Here is a 15,317-nt window from a genome sequence, read left to right on the forward strand (position 1 = left end):
AATTCATCCAGCATGTCATCGGTAATGGCCATAGTTTCTTATCCTCTCAGCTATCTTTGACCACTTACACGAAAATATCTAAACCTCCCGCGAGACTTGACTATGTTTTGAAAAAACTAAGTCCGCTAAAGCGGCCAAAAACCTGCATTGGAGGTCAACTAGTGCCAGTTTGGCGCAAAAAGTGTCCAAAATGGCGTTCTGAGGATGATTTTAATGAATTTCCCAGCCGATGGTCGGTTGGGGGAGCAAAAACAACAAAAACCTATGACAATGGAAACTGAAACCCCGAATACCTGGGACTTGGAGTCACTGAGGTATGATGAGACGTTTTGGGATTCGGCGTCAAACAACCTAATAGACAGCACTATGGCGAAAGTACTACTTGGTTTAAGCGGCATGAATGGCGATGACGTTATCATCTTTGCGGAAGTGCATGATGGCAAGATGACCGGCAACCTGAATTTTCCTGATCCGGTGCCTGGGGCCACGGAGTTGCAGGCGTTGATCACGCAGGCCAAAGGCAAGCGATCGGCGTATAAGGCCTTGTTAATAAGTATCATCCAAGCAAAGGATGAGATGGACACTGCCATCGCCGCGCTCAAGGGCGGCCTGACCCAGCGCGGGGCGTATGTGGAAAGCAAGAGCGGCGGGTCTTCCATCAAAATCGAGAGCGCGGGAATGAAAGTGCGCGCCAAAGGTTCCCCCGTTGGTCCGATGGCCACGCCAATGAATCTGCGCGCCAAATCCGGCACGTCGGATGGGACAATCCTTTTGCTATGGAAAAAGGTAAAAGGTGCCCGCTCGCATGTGATCGAAATATCCATCGGAACGCCAGATAACTACAAGTTGCTGGTCAACTCCACAGCCACACGATACACAGCAACCGGTTTGACGAGCGGCACGCGCTATTGGTTCCGTGTGGCGGCTGTAGGAGCCAAGGGACAGGGTGGATTCAGCGATCCGGCGACGAAAATCGCACTGTAAAAATTAAGGCTAAAGGCTGAAGGCTGAAGGCAAAAGGCTGAATCATGAACCATTGACGGCTGAAAGACTGCGGGGCAAGGGCACTTTAGCCTTTAGCCTTTAGCCTTCAGCCTTCAGCCTTTCTTTTATATATGAGTTTCGATCCAAACAAACCGGCTAATAATTCGCGGTTGTCTTCCGCTGAGATGCGGGAGCAGTTAAATGGGCTGAAGTCGCTCAATGACGCGCAAAGCGCCCGTATTGATACGTTGGAAGCGCAAGTCGCCGCTTTGCAGGCAAGTATCGTCACCACCACGCAGTTGGCGGAAGCGCTGAGCAACCTCAGCGCGGCGCTCATTGCCAACAGCAGCGCCAACAGCAACGGCGTGATGCCGATGGATTTCACCGTGAGCGATCCCCCGACGCAATGGGAGGTGGGCACGATCTTGAATACGATCAACGCGCTGATTGCGGCGCTGCGCCGAGTGTAACGGAGCATTCGGGAGCAAACCTTGGGCAACCCGGCAATCCGGCAAGGATAAAACCTCTTTTCGCACCGTCACGGCACGGCGGCATCGAGGTGCAGGGATTCGATTTCCACGGCGTGCTGCTGCGCGTAGGTTTGCGGGAAGAGCCAGGCGCCGAAGCAGCAGTTGACGGCTTGAAGTTTTTCAGGGTTAAAGTGGTCCCCCGGCTGTCCGCGCTGCGCCGGTCCTTTGAAATTCCGGTAATAGGTGAGCATATCCCAGGAGATCCGGATGTCCCGCCATTGCGTGGTCAGCGGCACGTTGCAGCCCCATGCCGCGCCATCGTCTTCGATAAACAGGATCTCCAGCTTGGTGGTATCCGGCTCTCCGGCCCGGGCATGCAAGGTGGCGGATTGGCGCGCTCCGAGTTGGCCGCGCCAGGCTTCCAGGCGTTCCCCGACCTCCAATTTAAAGCTGACCGAGCTGGGTGGCGGGCCGAACTTGGGCACCGAGACGCGCATCGCCAGGCCGGTGGAGCCGCGCACGGTTTTGGATTGGCGTCCTGCGTCACCATATACCCGAGGAAATTCATCGCGGTAAAACAGCGGCACCGCCGCGCGCGCATCCAACACCGGCAACTGGAAACTTTCCCCGGATTGTTCCAGGCGAACGCCCGCCAACTCGAAGCCGTGCGGCTGCGCATGCCGCTCCCCGTACAGCCACGAGCCAAAGATCACGCTGAGTTCCTTGAGCCGGGAGAAATCCGGGCGCTTGGCCTGGGTGCCCCACAAGGGATGCAGTTGTTTGACGAAGATCCGGATGTCCTGCCATTCCCTGGACAGCGGAACATCAAAGCCAAACGCGTTGCCATCCGCCTGCACCAAACCCAGCTCGAAGGCCGTGGTAGCCTCCTCAATGGCCCTAGCCCGCACGACGACCGTGTCGCCGGATGCATCCGCCGGGGGAACCGTGGCTGCCAAGCGGAGGCTGGCGGCGGCATCCGCGCCGAAGCCGGTCACTGAGAGAGATAAGGCCCGGCCACCATCCGCCGTGGCGACCAACTCCGAATGCGATGATTTCCCCGGCGAATTGCGCAATGAAAGGCCCGGTGCGGTTTTCAGGCCGCTGGCGGCAAAGAGTACGGTGGGGCGGGAAGCGGGCAACGACTTCAAGCGAGCCACCAGCACAACTCCGGGATAAGAATACGCCGTCTCCTTGGAGTTCACTTCAATGCGATAATTGCATTCTCCCGGTTGCATGGTCTTCGCCGGAATGGCGGCCGCATAATGATAAACGGACTGCCGGGTCATGGGCAATGATTGCCAGGCCGCCGTGGCGGCGGGACGATAAAGCAGATTCACCTGCGGGTCACCCGCCACTGCAATCACGGCGGAGACCGGATATTCCCGGCCGGAAACCCAATGCCGCGCCACATCGTGCCAGATGGCCGGCGGCACGTCTTTCCGTTCCTTGGGGGCCACAAAGGTGGGATCGAAGCCAGCCGGGGGTGGGGCATTGATGCCCTGGCGTTGCAATAAGTAGACGCCGGGCGTCACCGTTATCTCGCCACGAACGGCTGCGGTGCTGGCGTTGGACGGCACGGCTTTCACGGAAAAATCTCCGCCCAAATCCGGCAGTTGCAGTCGCATTGGCCAGGCCCGCCATAAGATGCGCGAAACTTCCCGTTCCAGGCTATCCTTGCCAAAGGGATCATTCACCCAGACGGCATCAGGGTAAACTTCCAGACGCCATTGCCCCGGTGCCAGGCGATCCAGAAAATACGCGCCCGTGCCTTCGTACGCCACCAGGGGCGAGGCACCACAGCCAGCCACGCGCTCCAGCAACTCCGGCGCAGGCGGGCGCGTGCGGGTGTGGCTGGAATGCAAATACACGCGGTCGCCCACGCGCTCGCTCAGGTTTTCCTCAAAGCTGACACGAAACTCAGGAAGCCCCAGTTGGTTGCGCGGGCCGAAGACATTATTGGTGGGATAAAGCCCGGATTGCTCCAGGCGCGCCAGCGTGTGAAAGGCGTCGGCAGCAATCATGAAGCCAAGGGCTCTTTGCGGCGCGTAAATGAGATTGAGATAATGGGTCTGCCAACCGGCATTGAACGGTGCCAGCGGCATCGGATCGTATTGAAACTGGGCGGCAAACTGCGCGCCACCCGCGCGGAAACTACGCGCCATTGCCGGATACAGGTAGCCCCCGGGAACATCGGCGGCATCAAATTCATACACGCCCTTGGCGCGATTCGTCAGCACCGGCGAGCGCATCTCGGCATAATCCTGAACGTTGGGCAAAAAATTCCGGGACAGGCAATGTCCCGCCACCAACCCGGAAGGATACCAGCCAAAGGTGCAGCCTTCGATCTTGGCGTCAGCCACAGCTTTGAGCCGGCGCTGCCAGCCGTTGTAAAAGATCGGCTTGCGACTGCCCGACTCCCGAACGGCGGCAGCCAGGTTATTGATGTACGTGGTGATTTGGGCGTCGGTCGTGGCATCGGGATACAACGGTTCATTGATGAGTTCAATGGCCACCACCGCGTGATCCGCGGCATAGGTCAGCCCGGTGTAGCGGTTGCGGTGTTCCATGAATTGGCGGAGATACCGCTGCTGGGCGGGTAGCGCCACCGGATCGGTGATCATTTGATTCATGGTGAAGCGGTTGGCAAAACCGTTGCCCGGATTGGGCGTGGGCCACCAGGCGATGGGCGTGAGCACCAGGTAGAGGCCGTTGCTGCGGCATTGGCTGATCAGGTAATCCAGCAGGCGCAGGTGTTCATTCTCCACCAGGTTTCCCTCAGCATCGCTGAGTTCACGCTCAAATACATGCAGGCGCAGGAGATCAAGCCGGAGCCGTTTGAAATGCACGAGGTCGTCACGAATGGTCTGCTCGCGATCCACTCCCAGCAGGCCGAGATCGCGGAAGTTGGTGTAGTGCGGCGGATAATAATTGACGCCGAACAGCGCGACTTCCTCGCCGGTATCCGCCCAGCGCAACACGGCATTGGTGCAAACCACCTCGCGGGGCAGCGGCGCGCCATGCGCCAGGTTGAACAACCAACCAACGATAGCGATGCAGAAAAGACGGCGAATCATGGTGAGTGCGGTGGTTGAGTCACAACGCCTGGCAAACCAGCGGAGCAGCAACGATTACGGACGCGCCCGCAACAAGAGCACCGGCACACTGACACTGTGCTGGACTTTGATGGCGGTGGTGCCAAAGACAATATCGGCCATTAACTGGTGCCCATGGGTGCTCATCGCCACCAGGTCGCAGCCATTTCGCTTCACCCAATTCACAATCTCTTTCACGGGGTCCCCATACGCCAGTTGCTTTTGGGCCTGAATGCCATCGGCCACCAACTCGGCCCGGACCTGTTCCAGAAACGCCTCGCTCTCCTCGATTTCCTTGCCTGCCGCCTCAGAACCATAAAATCGCGCAGAGACACTGGTGGCGACGTGCAGCAGGACGACGCGACTGGACATCTGCCGAGCCAACGGTTTGATGTGCTCGATGATCGCCCGATCGGTCGGCGTACATTCCAACGTCACGAGAATAGTTTTATACATGCGTTTGCCTTTCCTGTATTTCCGGTTTAACCGCCAGCAATAATCCGCCACGCTTCTTTGAGTGCTTCGGGGAGACTATACAAGTCCATCAGGGTAATCAAGAGCACGCTGGCCCAACCGCCAATCTTCAAAAACCAGTTATTGGCCCACTTGCCCATGATCAGGCGCGACGAGGAGAAATACAGCAGCGGAAACAACGCAAACGGCAGGAACAGGCACAGCACCACCTGGCTCAGCGTCAAAAGATCGGTCACGCTGCCATTCCCGCGAATGGAGACAATCCAGATCGCCGGCACCACCGCAATCAGGCGCGAAATCAGCCGCCGAACCCACGGGCGCATCCGCCAGTTCATGAAACCTTCCATCACCACCTGACCGGCCATCGTACCAGTAATGGTGCTGCTCTGCCCGCTGGCGAGCAGTGCCACGGCAAACAGCGTGCTGGCCATGGTCGTGCCCAGCAACGGCGCCAGTGTCAGGTGCGCGATGCGAATCCAGTCGCTGTCGGCGGCGAATTTAACCACCTCGCCGCCCGCCGCCAGCACGCTTTCCTTGCCATAAAACACCGTCGCCGCCAGCACCAGGATCGCCGCATTGATGAGAAACGCCGCGCTCAAGGCCACCACGGAATCAATGGTGTTAAAGCGGATGGCCGTGCGAATGGAGTCGTCATCCCGCTTCAATTTCCGCGTTTGCACCAGGGCGGAATGCAAGAACAGGTTATGGGGCATTACCGTGGCTCCAATCATGCCGATGGCCACAATTAACATGCCTGGCTGATTGAATTGCGGGTGCACCATGGCTCGGCCCATTTCCAGAAAGTTGGGCGTCATGTGTGGAAAGACAAAGATTTCGATGCCGTAACAGACTGCGATGGTCGCCACAAAAACGGCCACCACCGCCTCGATCAAGCGCATGCCCAGCCCTTGCAACGCCAGCAACAGCATCACATCCAGCGCGGTGATGATAATGGCCCAGGACAAGGGAATGTGAAAGAGCAGGTTCAACGCCACCGCACTGCCCAGCGATTCCGCCAGGTCCGTCGCGCCAATGGCGAGTTCCATGGCGATCCAGTTAGGCCAGCGGGACCATTTGGGCAGATGGTCGCGACAGCATTGCGCCAAATCCCTGCCGGTGGCAACCCCCAGGCGCGCGGAGATTACTTGCAATATCACCGCCATGAAACTGGCCAGGGCGATGACCCAGAGCAGTCCGTACTTAAACTGCGCGCCCCCGGCCAGGTCCGTCCCCCAGTTGCCTGGGTCCATGTACCCAACGCTCACCAGGATGGCAGGGCCGACAAAGGCGCGCCATTGCCGCCAAAAGCCGGCCTGATGCGGCGGGACTTCGATGCTGCCATGCACGCCTTCGAGGGATGGATGGGAGACACTCTCGGACATGATCGTTTGCCCGGCGCCTCCGATACCAGCGGCGTCGGTGCTGCGATCATCTCCGATTGGCGGCACCGTTTTCAACTAATGTAGCCTAAGCTACATTTATTTGTTTGGTTGTCAAATTCATTCTTCCATGGTTACTTTCACCTGTGAGCCGTCCCATAAAGCATACTGCCCAAACGCGTCCAGCGCCGCTCTCGGAAAACCTCCGACGAGCCCGGGCGGATAATGCCCAGGAAATCGCCCAGGATTATGTGGAATTGATTGCGGATCTCATCGCGGCCGACGGCACCGCGCGCGTCACCAACCTGGCCACCCGCCTGGGAGTCACACACGTCACAGTCAACCGTACCCTCCGACGCCTACGGCGCCAAGGATTGGTCCATGTGGAACCATATCGCCCCATTACCCTGACTGAGGCTGGGCGTAAGCTGTCGGAAGAGACCCGTAAGCGTCACCAGATCGTCTGTGAATTTCTCCAGTCACTGGGGATCCCGGAAGCTGTGGCCCATTCGGATGCTGAAGGCATGGAACACCATGTCAGCCAGTACACCCTCGATGCCTTTGTCAAACACCTGAAAAAGGCGTCATGCAAACTTGGAATGCGGGACCATGAGAAATCCAGCAGAGATGTGCCCCCATGATGCCGTTGCGCTATCGCTGCCTGATATTGGATCACGATGACACGGCGGTGAACAGCACCGCCATGATTCATTACCCTGCCCATTTGGAGGCAATGCGTGTGATGCGGCCCGGGATGCAGCCCGTGGCGCTGGAGGGGTGGTTTCTTAAAAATTTCCATCCGGGCATCCTGGCCTTTCTGGAGGGTGAATTGGGCATGACACAGGAAGAACTGGCCACCGAGTTCAACATCTGGCGCGCATTCAATGCCCGCGAGGATCCCGAGTTTTTCCCGGATTTCCTGGAGCTGCTGGTCGAGTATCGCCAACGCGGCGGACGGATTGTGGTGGCATCGCATTCTGAACGAGACACCATCCTGCGCCACTACCGGAAGTGCGGAATGGCAGAGGTGGAGCCGGATTTGGTGTTTGGGTGGGATGCCGATCCGGAACGCCGCAAACCCAGTCCCTGGCCCGTATTGGAGACACTGCGCCACCTTGGCATTGCCCCGAACGAAACCTTGGTGCTCGACGACCTGAAGCCCGGCGTCCTGATGGCGCAACGCGCCGGTGTGCCGGTAGCCGGGGCCGGTTGGGCACATCGCATCCCGCAAATCCGCGAGTACATGCAGCAGAACTGTGTTGCCTACTTCGAGGAGATCGCCCAGTTCAAATCGTTCCTCCTGGGGTTAAACTCCATAGCTTGAATAAAACTGCTGATTCCAGTTTGCAATTCCTTCGTCCTCATTTTTTTGCCGGGCAATTTTTCTGCTAAAAGATTTTTGAGACGAAAAAGCAGCCTTTGACAAACCGCCGGCAATATGGTTTTATTTTTCCCAGCAGCTTAAATCCGACTTCCTTCCTGAGGTCGGATGCGGGGGAACCACAACCAGGACGGTGTGTTCTGGGGATGGGGCGAACGATGCCAGATGTTGGCGTCCAGGTTACTTTCAAGACCGAGCCCGGCAGCTAACCTCGTCAGCAATTGGAAGGGCGATGTTCTGTGCCCGCGTGTTCGCGGGATTCATCCGCTCTAAGTAAAGTATGCGTCCGGTCTCGTGAATATTCATCGGGCCGGGAGCGGTTTTGGTTATGAGTGAGAAAACGGCGAATCCGCGATATATGTTCGGCCTGGCGCTCGGCGCCTTGGGCGTGGTGTATGGTGACATTGGCACCAGCCCTCTGTATGCCGTGCGCGAATGTTTTAGTGCCACGACGGGCCTGGCGGTCACCCGCCCCAACGTGCTAGGGGTCTTATCACTGATCTTCTGGTCGTTGATTATCCTGGTATCCATCAAATATCTCAGCCTGGTGTTGCGAGCGGACAATAAAGGCGAGGGCGGCATCCTGGCGTTGCTGGCCATGGCGGTGCCCGACCGGCAGACCGCCGGGGCGGCGCTGGGTAAAAAACTTCTGATTTTCGTGGGAATTTTTGGTGCGGCACTCTTATACGGGGATGGCGTCATCACCCCGGCAATCACCGTTCTAAGCGCCGTGGAAGGATTGCAAGTGGCGACCAACCGGTTTGATCCGTATGTGGTGTTGATGGCGATCCTCATTTTGGTGGCGCTCTTTTCCGTGCAACGTGCGGGAACCCACCGGGTTGGGTCCGTGTTCGGCCCGATCATGACCCTCTGGTTTGCGGTTCTGGCCATCCTTGGGATCAGTGGGATTATTCGTGCGCCGGAAGTCTTGGCCGCAGTCAATCCCTGGCATGGTCTGCATTTCCTTTTCAATTCCGGCTGGACGGGTTTTGTGGTGGTCGGCTCGGTGTTCCTCGTGATGACCGGAGCGGAAGCGCTCTATGCGGATATGGGACATTTTGGCCGGCGGCCCATTCAGTGGGCGTGGTTCGGGTTGGTGCTTCCCTCGTTGTTCTTGAATTACCTGGGTCAGGGAGCGCTGCTGTTGCAGAACCCGAAGGCGGTGGAGAATCCCTTTTTTTTGCTGGCTCCCGCTTGGGCGCTGTATCCGCTGGTGGGGTTATCCACAATCGCAGCAGTGATTGCGTCGCAGGCTTTGATATCCGGGGCTTACTCGCTTTCCATGCAGGCGATGCAACTGGGGTACCTGCCCCGCATCAAGATTCAGCACACGTCCGCCTCCGAGCGCGGGCAAATTTACATGCCGCACATTAACTGGGCGCTCATGCTGGCGTGTGTCGGGTTGGTGCTGGGGTTCCGCACGTCGAGCAATCTGGCGGCGGCCTACGGCATCGCGGTGATTCTCACGATGGTGATCACCACCCTGCTGTTTGGGTACGCGGCGCGCCACATCTGGAAATGGAACCTGGGGCTAACCTTGGGCGTGTGCAGCATATTCCTGACCATCGAACTGGCGTTCCTGGGAGCCAACCTGCTCAAGATCATGCATGGTGGCTGGTTCCCGCTGCTGTTGGCGGCGCTCATTTTCATCGTGCTCACGTCGTGGAAAAAAGGCCGGGCGCTGGTGGGTGCGCGCATGCAGGAGAGCGCGTTCCCCTTGCAGCTACTGCTGGACGACGTCGCCACGCATAAGACCATCCGCGTGCCGGGCACGGCGGTATTTCTCTCCGGCAGCGCGGACCGCACGCCCTTGGCTCTGCTCCACAACTTGAAACATAACCGCGTGTTGCACCAACGCGTCATCACGCTCACGATCCTGACGACCGAGACCCCTCACGTGGAGGCGGCGGAACGGCTGACCATCGAAAAACTGCCGGAGAATTTTTACCGGGTCATCGGGCGGTACGGATTCATGGAGAGCCCGGATGTGCTGGCTTTGTTAAACGCCTGCCGCCAGCAGGGCTTGGAGACGGATCTGAATACCACCACGTTCTTCCTGAGCCGCGAGAGTTTGCGACCGATCAAAACCCCGGAGATGGCTTGGTGGCGCAAGAATCTCTTTGTATTTTGCGCGCGTAATGCACAATCCCCGACCGCGTTCTTCGGATTGCCCGCCAACCGCGTGGTGGAACTGGGCATGCAGGTCGAATTCTGATCGCCTACTTTACGGTTTATCACCAGAATTGGGCGTCAGGAACAGCCGGTCAATCTTCGTGCCGACCTCACGCAGGCGAAATTGCAGTCGCACCTCGCCTTGCGGCAATGCGAACACGGCGGGCTCGCGCGATTTATCCGGTGTCACCCGGGACCATTCCCATTGTTGATGCGTGCCGGTGGACCACGCGGAATCGTACAAGGTTTCCCCGGTCGGCGTCAGGCAGCGGACGTAAAAGGAATCGGAGTTCGGATCGGGCGCAATCACCCTGCCCCAAAGATAATACTTACCCGCGCGCGCGACATTTAGACGCCACGTGACACTCCCATTTTTGTCCCCCGCCGTGGGCCATGGCAAAGCCGGGGTCCACACATACTGCCCGCCGGAAGCCGCCGGATCGGCGGCAATCATCATGCGTGTCACCACATAACCCGCCTCGGCTTCCCAGTGTGCGCCAGTGGTCGGGTTAATCTCAATCATGTGCCCGCTGGTAAATTGCTCGCGATAGGACTTCATTGGCTCGACGTCTTGCAACAAGCGCCGCCCGAGATCGTCGCCGTCCACTTCCAGCACGGCTTTTGTCGGCTTGGGTTCGAGCAAAGACGGTTTGTCGTAGGGGGTTGGCACAGCCACCGCGACCGGCCCGCCAAGCCCCGCCACCTGTATGCGCACCGCTTCGGCAGTGATGTTCACGTCCGCCTTGGCGACGGCAAACGCCTGCTGCCATTGCTTAAACGCGGCATCCGTTTGGAGACCGCTGCCGATGCGCACCCAGAACGCGGCGGCGGCGCTGAGTTTCGCGTTATCCTTTCTCGCCGGCGCATGATGCGCCACCGTCAGGCGCACCGCGCCGTAGGTATTCGTGTCATAGGCAAAACTCACGCGGCTGACCTGCCCATCCAAGCTGCGACTCCAAGGAACCCGCACTCCCACCGCTGCCGTCCCTTTGCGCAGCACCAGCGCTGCCCCCGGCGGCAACGGAATTTCGACAGCTTTCCCTTTTTGCAGCGGAACGTGCCGCTCGCCGATCCAGAAACCGTCCGGCTCGAACGGCATGACGAAATGCGACTCCAGTGTCTCAAACGTCTCCGGCAAATCTTGCGGACGGTAGATCGCCAATCCCACGGCATCATCCCGGCACTGCGCGCCGGTGAAGAATGGATTCAGGTGCAGCGTCTTCGAGTGCGCCTTGCTTTCGACGATCTTGATTTTTCCATACGGATCGCGCCGTCCATCCGGGATGTAATAGCAGCGCACCGATTCGCGCGGCCCCGGAAAATCCACCGTCAACGGCAGGTCCATCTTGCCACCATAGTTCGCCCCGGCAACACTGAGGGTCACATCCGGATAAAGCAGGTGCGATTTGGTTTGCTGGTCTTCCATGCCAAACATCTGGCGGACATAGCGCGGGAATTGGGTGGCGCTGAGCAACTGCAACTTTTCCGGGGGGCGCCACTTGGCATAGATCGTGTGAATGGAAATGATCTGCGTTTTTTCAGTGACCGGCAGCCAGCCATTGGCCATGAGTTGCTGATCCAGCGAGCCGAGCCCGCGCAGATAATCATAATCCCGGCTGCGCGCGCCCGCCAGCTTTTGGGCGGGTGGAAACCAGTTCATCTCCAGATCGGTCCAGAACAATTCCAGCAACGCGCGTGCTTGGGCGCGACCGCGTGGGCGCTGGCAAAACGCCTCGATGATCGTTAGATCATCCAGGTCGGTGCCATAGTAGGTGGGGCTGTCATACTCGTGAATGCCACCCTCCCAAATATTCAGGCAGACGGCATCCAACCGCGCGTAGCCTTCATCCGCCGCGGCAGCGTTCCCTAAAATTTCGCCGAGTAAAATCAGGTTGCCGGCATTCATTAGGGCGATATTGGTGTAACTGTCGCGCACCTTGTGCCTCAATAGACCATGCTCGGCAAAGCCCAGAATTTCCCGCAGCTTGTCGCGCGCTGCCGGCGGCAACTTTTGCTGATGCCGAATCCAGATAATCACCGCGCTCTGCATGCAAAAATCCACCGCGTTGAAATCAAAGACATCCTCATGCCCCCAGCTCCAGCGGAAGTTGCCGTAGCCCTTGGCGGTCTTCTCCCGATTCTGCATCTGGGCGGCCACGTCAAACAGTCGCTCCAGGCGTTCCAGTTTGGTGTTGCCCTCGCACAAGGTCAGCGCGTACGCAAACAGTTCGCGCGAAGACATATTGGCCGGCAGGGGATTCTTGTTCACCGTGCGCCACGTTCCCTCACCACGCGCCACACAAACCGCGACGATGCTTTCGCTAGTGGGCAACGGAGCGGCGACCGTGTTGGACGCAGCACCCAACAGAGCAACCATGATCAATAGGGCGAAGCGTCCCGAGCGAATTGCCTTGGGACGCTGACCGGACGAACGGAGATACGGCGTTTGCATGTGATTGATGTAGGGAATAAACCCGCATTCGTCAACGGAGATAAGTGGAACCCCGGTAAATCCGCAGCCGGGATGTAGCAAAAACGATCCAATTCCAGCTTGGGTGTTGGCCAATTCCGAATTCCGGAATCCGAAATCTACATTAGAAAGGCCGTCCTCCCTTCCGGAATGACGGCCTTTCTGTTTGGTTAAAGCCTTCGCTTAACGGATTAATCCTTTTCCACGCCACTGATCCAGTACTTCTCCATCTCCTGCGTGGTCGGCACCTTCAGCGGACGGAGCAGACGGAAGCCGATGAACTGCGCATCGGTGAGATACCAGTAACTCTTGGGCAACTGCGGGTCCTGCGCTTTCCATTCGGGGCCGGAAGCGAGACGCCCGCCGCTGCGCAGCTTGGTGCCGTCGTCGTTCCAGGAGCCGCCGCGCGCCACATGCGGATACGGCTTGGTGGCCTTGTTCCACGGCTCCACCGTCAGCGCGCCCTGGATCACTTTCGAGTAATTCTCCTCGTATTGGTCCAGGCACCACTCGGAGACATTGCCGTGCATGTCATATAATCCCCAGGCATTCGGCTTTTTCTGGCCGACCTTCTGATATTTGCCATCGCTGTTCTTCTCAAACCAGGCGTTATCCGGCAGTTTGGCCTCATCATTGCCAAAGTTATACGTGGTGGTGGTGCCGGCACGGCAGGCGTACTCCCATTCCGCTTCGGTCGGCAGGCGGTAGAACTGGCCGGTCTTGGAACTCAGCCATTGACAGTACTTGTTCGCACCGTGCTGGGTCATCGCGATGGCGGGGAAGCCATCTTTGCCCATGCCGAAGCTCATTTCCACATAAGGCTTCGAGGGGCGCGTCACGGCATCGGAGATTTTGTCCACGTCCGGGTTCGACGGGAAGGAGAGCCGCAGCTTTTTCTCGTCGTCGGGGTACATGAACAGTTCGTATTCATTCCAACTCACTTCGCAACGACCCATCCAGAACGGAGCGATCTTCACTTTGTGTTGCGGACCTTCATCCTGGTTGCGGTTGGGCTCGGCATCCGGGGTGCCCATGACGTATTCGCCGCTCTTGATCGGTACCATCGCGTAGGTGACCTGCGTGCCGGGGATGGTATTCGTGTACGGCTGCATGTCGCCCTCGGATTTATCCTTGAGGCTGTCCACGATCCGCTTGTAAATGTCGGGAATCACCGCCACATCGCCCATGTCCAGCGTGACGAGGTCGCCCCACATGCCTTCCTTGTACTTGCCATCCACAAACTTGTAGAACTTGAACTTGGAAGAGTACTTCAGGCGCGTCTTCAGCGGCATGTAGAACGCGACGAACCCGGCATCCGTATAAGCCGCGCCCGTCACCTTGTCGCCGTCTTCCGCCGCGATGTTCTGCATGAGCACCGGTGCCTTGGAACCATCGAAGCTGTACACGGCGGCGGGCTCATTCGTGTTATGCACCACGAACAACTTATCGCCGAGGGAGAATACCTGCGTGATCAGCTTATCCAGCTTGAAGGAAGCGCCCGCGCCCAACTGGAACTTGCCGCCGGCCTCTTCCACCGGGCGGAACAACAGCTCCGATTCACCCTTCTTGTAGAACACAAAATCCAGCAACGCATTGCCCCGGAAGTTCCCCGCGACATAATCCGCGCCGTTCGGCAAACCGGCCTGCTGCACCACCGTGACCGGCTTGCCGGACTCCAGCGATTGCGCCACCAACGTGTCGCCCGACTTCTCTGTCGCCAGCGCCACCAGCAATTCCGGGCCGCCCGCTTTGAGCGCCAGGTGATTCCCACGCGTCAACTCGCCGGGCGCCGGGCTTTCCACCAACTGCTTGAACGCGCCGCCCGTGTTCCGGAACAACGTCGTCAGGCAACTTGGGTCCACATTATAGATACTGCCGATATACAGGTCGCGCAGCTCGGTTTTCCCCTCACCGCCCACCGCCACCGGCACGGCCACGCTCGGGCCCATGCAACTCGGGGCGAACGTCGTCACCTTGCCCGAGGAACCTGGGTCGTTCGCCTCCACCACATTCACCTTGCCGCCATCGGCGCTCGTGAACACCAGCGCATCCCGCTTGGCGTCCAGCAATCGCCCCACGCTAATCCCGCTGACGTTCGGGATGCCAGACAAGCGCACGCGCGCCCAGGTATATTCTCCCGCCTTCAACTGGTATCCAAGGCGGAACTTGCCGCCGGCGCGGTCCACGATGACGATGTCCTGTCGCCCGTCCCCGTCGAAATCGCCGCTGGCGATCAATTCCATTTTGGTTTCGTACACAAAATTCGCGACGGGCGCAGCGGCGGAGGTGTTCAACCCACCGATCAGCGGCGCGAGGGCCGAGGCGATACTCAAGATGCTGGTCTTATTCATGTCTATGGCAAATTCACAATCGTTACTGTTTGGACGAGTTTTCACAGAACCTATTCGATTGTCAATCCATGCCTTGCTTTTGCAGAATAATTTTCCGGCGGGAAATGAGAGAGAACATGCTGGGGATTGATAGGGAGCGGTTTCAAAATTGTGTAAAAAATGTGATGAAATGAAATTTCATCACAAATTGTGATAAAATTGTGTGAAAAAGATTTTTTGACACAATTCTTTGACCACGGATTGCGCGGATGCCATGGATGGAAAGTCGAACATGGCAGAAAAATTTATTGGCAAAAAAATTATGACCTGAGGGTGCCAAGACCGAAGACCGGAGCCCGCGAATCACGCCAATCAACGCGAATGGAGACCGCCATTTCGGAGTTCGAAATTCGGGTTTCAAATGTATATTCATGTCATTCATGAGGATGAGCGTAGCAGGGATTTTGGAAAAGCGGTTCCCTCCCGGAGGGAAATTATGTGGACATGAGGATTATGTGGACATGAGGATTATGTGGACATGAGGATTATGTGGACATGAGGATTA

General features: G+C 58.0%; 10 protein-coding genes and 1 riboswitch. Of the genes, 5 read left to right on the top strand and 5 right to left on the bottom strand.

Features of this window, described 5'->3' with window-relative positions:
• Window positions 1-204 precede the first annotated feature (204 nt).
• Together WCO56_24545 and WCO56_24550 are read left to right on the top strand one after the other, a co-directional pair.
• Window positions 205-984, top strand: a complete 780-nt coding sequence (locus tag WCO56_24545; protein ID MEI7732764.1) for a fibronectin type III domain-containing protein — start codon at window positions 205-207, stop codon at window positions 982-984.
• 131 nt (window positions 985-1,115) lie between these two features.
• Window positions 1,116-1,454: a hypothetical protein gene (locus WCO56_24550; protein MEI7732765.1), complete on the top strand. Its 339-nt coding sequence runs from the start codon at window positions 1,116-1,118 to the stop codon at window positions 1,452-1,454.
• 68 nt (window positions 1,455-1,522) lie between these two features.
• On the opposite strand, the gene WCO56_24555 is transcribed toward WCO56_24550, so the two are convergent.
• From WCO56_24555 to WCO56_24565, 3 genes are read right to left on the bottom strand one after another with little or no spacing between them, the layout of a single operon-like run.
• Window positions 1,523-4,528, bottom strand: a complete 3,006-nt coding sequence (locus WCO56_24555; protein ID MEI7732766.1) for a cellulase family glycosylhydrolase — start codon at window positions 4,526-4,528, stop codon at window positions 1,523-1,525.
• 54 nt (window positions 4,529-4,582) lie between these two features.
• Window positions 4,583-5,002, bottom strand: coding sequence for a universal stress protein (locus WCO56_24560; protein MEI7732767.1), 420 nt, complete (start codon window positions 5,000-5,002; stop codon window positions 4,583-4,585).
• A 26-nt stretch (window positions 5,003-5,028) separates the two neighbouring features.
• Window positions 5,029-6,468, bottom strand: coding sequence for an Nramp family divalent metal transporter (locus WCO56_24565; protein MEI7732768.1), 1,440 nt, complete (start codon window positions 6,466-6,468; stop codon window positions 5,029-5,031).
• Window positions 6,469-6,545: 77 nt separating this feature from the next.
• Here WCO56_24565 and mntR point away from each other — a divergent pair, with 77 nt between their 5' ends.
• The 3 genes from mntR (at window position 6,546) to WCO56_24580 (ending at window position 9,995) form a co-directional block, all read left to right on the top strand.
• Window positions 6,546-7,040: a manganese-binding transcriptional regulator MntR gene (gene mntR / locus WCO56_24570; protein MEI7732769.1), complete on the top strand. Its 495-nt coding sequence runs from the start codon at window positions 6,546-6,548 to the stop codon at window positions 7,038-7,040.
• The gene (locus tag WCO56_24575) at window positions 7,037-7,723 is read left to right on the top strand and encodes an HAD family phosphatase (protein ID MEI7732770.1); all 687 of its coding nucleotides are present in this window, start codon (window positions 7,037-7,039) and stop codon (window positions 7,721-7,723) included. Before mntR ends, WCO56_24575 begins: the two co-directional genes overlap by 4 nt.
• Before the next feature lie 124 nt (window positions 7,724-7,847).
• Window positions 7,848-8,015, top strand: a riboswitch (cyclic di-AMP (ydaO/yuaA leader).
• Between the two features lie 93 nt (window positions 8,016-8,108).
• A complete protein-coding gene (locus WCO56_24580; protein ID MEI7732771.1) occupies window positions 8,109-9,995 on the top strand; it encodes a potassium transporter Kup in 1,887 nt (628 codons plus the stop codon).
• Between the two features lie 9 nt (window positions 9,996-10,004).
• Here WCO56_24580 and WCO56_24585 read toward each other — a convergent pair whose 3' ends face one another.
• Window positions 10,005-12,404 carry a hypothetical protein gene (locus WCO56_24585; GenBank protein MEI7732772.1) on the bottom strand — a complete coding sequence of 800 codons (2,400 nt, stop codon included), beginning with the start codon at window positions 12,402-12,404 and terminating at the stop codon, window positions 10,005-10,007.
• A 209-nt stretch (window positions 12,405-12,613) separates the two neighbouring features.
• Window positions 12,614-14,773, bottom strand: a complete 2,160-nt coding sequence (locus WCO56_24590; protein MEI7732773.1) for an SUMF1/EgtB/PvdO family nonheme iron enzyme — start codon at window positions 14,771-14,773, stop codon at window positions 12,614-12,616.
• Window positions 14,774-15,317 lie beyond the last annotated feature (544 nt).

It is taken from the genome of Verrucomicrobiota bacterium (genome assembly GCA_037139415.1).
GTDB lineage: Bacteria > Verrucomicrobiota > Verrucomicrobiia > Limisphaerales > Fontisphaeraceae > JBAXGN01.